This window comes from Cellulosilyticum ruminicola JCM 14822 (assembly GCF_001311925.1).
Lineage (GTDB): Bacteria > Bacillota > Clostridia > Lachnospirales > Cellulosilyticaceae > Cellulosilyticum > Cellulosilyticum ruminicola.
On record NZ_BBCG01000119.1, the window covers coordinates 1 to 4,141 of the forward strand.

A 4,141-nucleotide genomic window follows, 5' to 3' on the forward strand; every position below is an offset into this window, starting at 1 on the left:
CATATGCATGTGCTTTATTTAAATGCTTGGCATATTTTTAAGTATATGCCCGAGACCGGAATCGAACCGGTACGAGGGTTAGCTCGCAGGATTTTAAGTCCTGTGCGTCTGCCAGTTCCGCCACTCGGGCATATGAGTGGTCGCTACAGGGCTCGAACCTGTGACCCCCTGCTTGTAAGGCAGGTGCTCTCCCAGCTGAGCTAAGCGACCATATTGTTAAGTAATACTACTGGGATAGTATTAACGACCCAGAAGGGACTCGAACCCTCGACCTCCGCCGTGACAGGGCGGCGTGCTAACCAACTGTACCACTGGGCCTTATTAAATTATGAGCCACCGGGGAATCGAACCCCGGACAACTTGATTAAAAGTCAAGTGCTCTACCGACTGAGCTAGTGACCCATACAGTCGGGGTGACAGGACTCGAACCTGCGGCCTCCTGAACCCAAATCAGGCGCTCTAGCCAAACTGAGCCACACCCCGTTTTTTATGTTGGCAACCATTTACTTTCCCAGGCCGTCTCCAGCCAAGTATCATCAACCGCTTAGGTCTTAACCTACGTGTTCGGGATGGGAACGGGTGTTTCCCCTAAGCGCATTATCACCAACAAATGACCCGTACGAGAATCGAACTCGTGTTACCGCCGTGAAAGGGCGGTGTCTTGACCGCTTGACCAACGGGCTTATTACTTATTATTTCTTTTCATTAGCTGCGTTGTCCGCCGCTGACTTGTATAATATTACACTATAAACTTACATGCGTCAACACTTTTTTTAAAGTTTTTTTCTTTTTTTTTTATAAAAATGCTATAGGCCTTGATTTTACGTTGCTTTTTTACTCATTTTTTTATATTTTATTTTGATTTCTATATAAAAAATAGCCTCAGTGATACTTAAATAATCTATTTATAGCTTATTTTTTATGTGTATTACCCTAATTCTAGTATAACCATATCTATCTTTTATATTCCTCTTTCATAAAACTCAACTTTTATAAATAGATAGTTCCTCTCTCTTGTTCAAATTTTTATTTTGATTTTTTTTTAATCATAACAAATTATTTGTTTATAATGTATAAATAAATGAAAGAAATCCAAATAAATATTGTTCTATATATGGCAAGTTTATTTAGGAGAGAAAATGTTATCAATTTAAAAAATAGAAAACTCTACATATAATAATCAAATTAATGCAATGCATCAAATCTCTATTATGGCTACAGAAAATATAGATAAGTGGGCCGATGCTGAAAAAACTGATTTCATACTTAGAAATATTAATGAACTTGATACAAAGGTTAAAGAAGCTGAAGAACATGTTAGTGAGATTCAAAACTACTTATCAGACTTAAGAAACTGCGTAGATTCAGCGAGTCAAATAAATATTACTACGCAAGAATATTATTGGTGCTATGGAGCAACAATCGCAAAATGTATTACATACTAAACTTGTATTTGAAGTAATAGCAACTAAAGAAACCTTCATTAATAACAATATGAATACCTTTGAAGATATCATTAAATGCATTGGTATGTTTAGCAATGATTTAATAAAAGCACATAGTTATTACAAAGAAAATCCATTCACACCTACAACTGAAAAATGTGCCGAATTACTTGCTACAGGCGAAGTAGGATTTTGGTATATGGGAAACTGGGCTTCTGAAAATCTTAATAAATATGCTGTTATTGATAAAAAATATAATTCTGTAGGTGAACAAGCGCCCGCCAAAGATTTTTTAAACTGGTTAGCTTATAACCAAACAGCCACAGACTTCATTATCAATGAAGCTGGACTAATTACTGGTGTTCTGGCTACTGATGTTCAATACACCAATTCATTATCTCAATCTATATAGTCTTATTTAAATGAATGTAAAACTATCGAACAAATTATGGCTTATCTTCCAGATAACAATATCGCTACGATAGGCACTCTTATGAGACAATATTTAGATAACAGCATTGATCGTAAAACATTATTAGACGGTATCGCTAATGCATGGAAAGAATATTAATAACATAAAAATATATTTTCTTTAATTTTAATATAAATAAAATGAGGCACAGCAAATTTATTTTGCCTACCTCATTTTATTTTATCTTACAGGGTTTTAATACACTTAAGTGTATCACCCTTAATTTTATGGTGCATTTATCTTTGTCTTCGTCTTTATTAGCCTTGTAGTCCTCTTGCTTGTCTATCCATATCCTCAACAACAATATCATATATTTCACCTAATGTTGAACAATATTCTAATACCTTCCATGGTTCATTAGTATGGAAATGAATTTTAATAAGTTCTTCATCCCCTACAGCTAATAAACTATCTCCTTTTAAATTTGTTGTAAAGTATTCATTAATGGCATCTTCATTAAGATTTTTTCCCTCGATTAATAATTGTGTATCATATCTAAACTCTATCATACTATTTCCTCCTTAAGATTTTAATTTAAAAATTCCTACTTCCAATTAATCTAATATTGGATCTGCAATCTTCATGCAGCTCTCTTCTAGTTTTACAGGATATTTTAATGTTCTTACTTGCTTATTATAGAAGTATTTACTTTCTCCTGCATTTAAAGCAATCTGTACATCATCTTTGGTTAAGATTGTTGCCTTCTTTAGTGAATCCCATGTAATTTCAAAACCATTTTTTTCTGCTAAACTACGTATCCCTATATAAACAGGCTTATCTGCAACTTCTGTATCTACTTTATGTAGTTTTTCTTCCATTGTACTAGCTGTATTATCCTGTGATATATCAGTTACTTCTTCTTGGTTTAATTCTTTTTCTAATACTAGTACTAATTTAGGTATAGTTTGAGCTGGAATGCTACGTGTTGTATTTTCATATACCACTACTGCATCTTTATTTTTTACATCTTCAGATTTCAATGATTTTTGATTATGTACAATACTTTTAACAACTGTACTTTCATTGATATTAAGTTGTAACCTATCTTTTTCATTCACTAATTCATCATTAAAATACCCAATTGATACATTAGCTTCATTACTATGAAGCACTACTAAACTTACATCTGAACATCTAGCAGGTAAACTTAACATCATTAGTGCATCTTTAGGATATACTACACTTACTGTCATATCCTTTTTAATCTCACTCATCTTCTTAAATGTCCCACTTGCTACATCAAAAACTAACGCATCTTTTTTTAAGTAAAAGATTGTCCCATCTTCATTTCCAACTTGAAGCTTATACCCATTTATGTCTTCTGTAATTGTACAAACATGCCCTACTTCTGTCATAAAGCCTCCTAATACTTCCTGAACACTTTCTATTGCCACTTGACTTGACTCCTGTACCTCACTTGCTAATACAGTACTTCCTATGCTCATACCCATTACAATAGCCATCATACTTGTCATTAATCTCTTGTTCATTTCTTGTCTCCTTGTTTATCTATTTACTATATAGTACCCCCTCTATATAAAATTTTTATAAACCATAAATATATCCTTCTTCCTCTGATATCTTTTAAGCTAAATAACTAGATAACTTATCAATACATCTTCTAGTTATTTAACTTATATCTATTATTTATATTATTAGGAGGTTACCATATTAGAATTTCTTAAAGCTATACCCACAGACTTAGAGGAATATATGAAAGCAAAAATAGATGTTTTTTCAGATAATATTAAATTATACGGATTCATTCCAACTGGATATGATGATTTTAATTAGATCATAAGATTATAGGCAGTATGACCTGTTGTGAGTTAGAAGACGGCTTATTTTGGATAGGTAGTATCTACATAGATCATGCACATCAAAATATGGGCATTGGCACTAAAGCCATTTAATTCCTAGAACAAGAATTTCCTCAGGCAAAAAAATGGCCGCTAGATACCCCATATAAAAATTATAGAAATCATCACTTCTATAAAAAATTGGGATATAAAAAATAGGTGAGAGTATTCCTAAGGAAGATAAGAATGGATTTTACCTATTCTTATATGAGAAACAGGGTTGGGGAGTTGCTACGCTTAGCTGCACCTTCCGTAATTTATGATTCACTAAACTCAAGCTTTAAGATAACCTCCTTGTTATAACTTATAGGATAAGATTAAAACATGACTTACTATACTTTTTCTTAGAAAGAAAAAACACCCTC

At 33.0% G+C, this 4,141-nt stretch carries 6 protein-coding genes, 6 tRNA genes and 1 rRNA gene; 4 read left to right on the forward strand and 9 right to left on the reverse strand.

Features of this window, described 5'->3' with window-relative positions:
• Window positions 1-46 precede the first annotated feature (46 nt).
• The 7 genes from JCM14822_RS17960 to JCM14822_RS17990 form a co-directional block, all read right to left on the reverse strand.
• Window positions 47-130 (reverse strand) — tRNA-Leu (locus JCM14822_RS17960).
• 7 nt (window positions 131-137) lie between these two features.
• Window positions 138-210, reverse strand: a tRNA-Val gene (locus tag JCM14822_RS17965).
• 34 nt (window positions 211-244) lie between these two features.
• Window positions 245-318, reverse strand: a tRNA-Asp gene (locus tag JCM14822_RS17970).
• Between the two features lie 11 nt (window positions 319-329).
• A tRNA-Lys gene (locus tag JCM14822_RS17975) sits at window positions 330-402 on the reverse strand.
• Window positions 403-408: 6 nt separating this feature from the next.
• A tRNA-Pro gene (locus JCM14822_RS17980) sits at window positions 409-483 on the reverse strand.
• A 7-nt stretch (window positions 484-490) separates the two neighbouring features.
• Window positions 491-608: ribosomal RNA gene (gene rrf / locus JCM14822_RS17985) — 5S ribosomal RNA — on the reverse strand.
• Window positions 609-611: 3 nt separating this feature from the next.
• Window positions 612-682 (reverse strand) — tRNA-Glu (locus tag JCM14822_RS17990).
• Window positions 683-1,211: 529 nt separating this feature from the next.
• Between JCM14822_RS17990 and JCM14822_RS17995 the strand changes: the two genes are divergently transcribed.
• From JCM14822_RS17995 to JCM14822_RS22855, 3 genes are read left to right on the forward strand one after another with little or no spacing between them, the layout of a single operon-like run.
• The gene (locus tag JCM14822_RS17995; RefSeq protein WP_157047891.1) at window positions 1,212-1,445 is read left to right on the forward strand and encodes a hypothetical protein; all 234 of its coding nucleotides are present in this window, start codon (window positions 1,212-1,214) and stop codon (window positions 1,443-1,445) included.
• Window positions 1,411-1,857 carry a hypothetical protein gene (locus JCM14822_RS18000; protein ID WP_054743978.1) on the forward strand — a complete coding sequence of 149 codons (447 nt, stop codon included), beginning with the start codon at window positions 1,411-1,413 and terminating at the stop codon, window positions 1,855-1,857. Before JCM14822_RS17995 ends, JCM14822_RS18000 begins: the two co-directional genes overlap by 35 nt.
• 36 nt (window positions 1,858-1,893) lie before the next feature.
• A complete protein-coding gene (locus JCM14822_RS22855; RefSeq protein ID WP_278287260.1) occupies window positions 1,894-2,016 on the forward strand; it encodes a hypothetical protein in 123 nt (40 codons plus the stop codon).
• A 158-nt stretch (window positions 2,017-2,174) separates the two neighbouring features.
• Here JCM14822_RS22855 and JCM14822_RS18005 read toward each other — a convergent pair whose 3' ends face one another.
• Window positions 2,175-2,426, reverse strand: coding sequence for a kinase to dihydroxyacetone kinase (locus JCM14822_RS18005; RefSeq protein ID WP_054743980.1), 252 nt, complete (start codon window positions 2,424-2,426; stop codon window positions 2,175-2,177).
• A 45-nt stretch (window positions 2,427-2,471) separates the two neighbouring features.
• Window positions 2,472-3,407 carry a stalk domain-containing protein gene (locus tag JCM14822_RS18010; RefSeq protein ID WP_054743983.1) on the reverse strand — a complete coding sequence of 312 codons (936 nt, stop codon included), beginning with the start codon at window positions 3,405-3,407 and terminating at the stop codon, window positions 2,472-2,474.
• Window positions 3,408-3,722: 315 nt separating this feature from the next.
• Between JCM14822_RS18010 and JCM14822_RS25295 the strand changes: the two genes are divergently transcribed.
• The gene (locus tag JCM14822_RS25295) at window positions 3,723-3,830 is read left to right on the forward strand and encodes a hypothetical protein (RefSeq protein WP_408606225.1); all 108 of its coding nucleotides are present in this window, start codon (window positions 3,723-3,725) and stop codon (window positions 3,828-3,830) included.
• The last annotated feature ends 311 nt before the right edge of the window (window positions 3,831-4,141 follow it).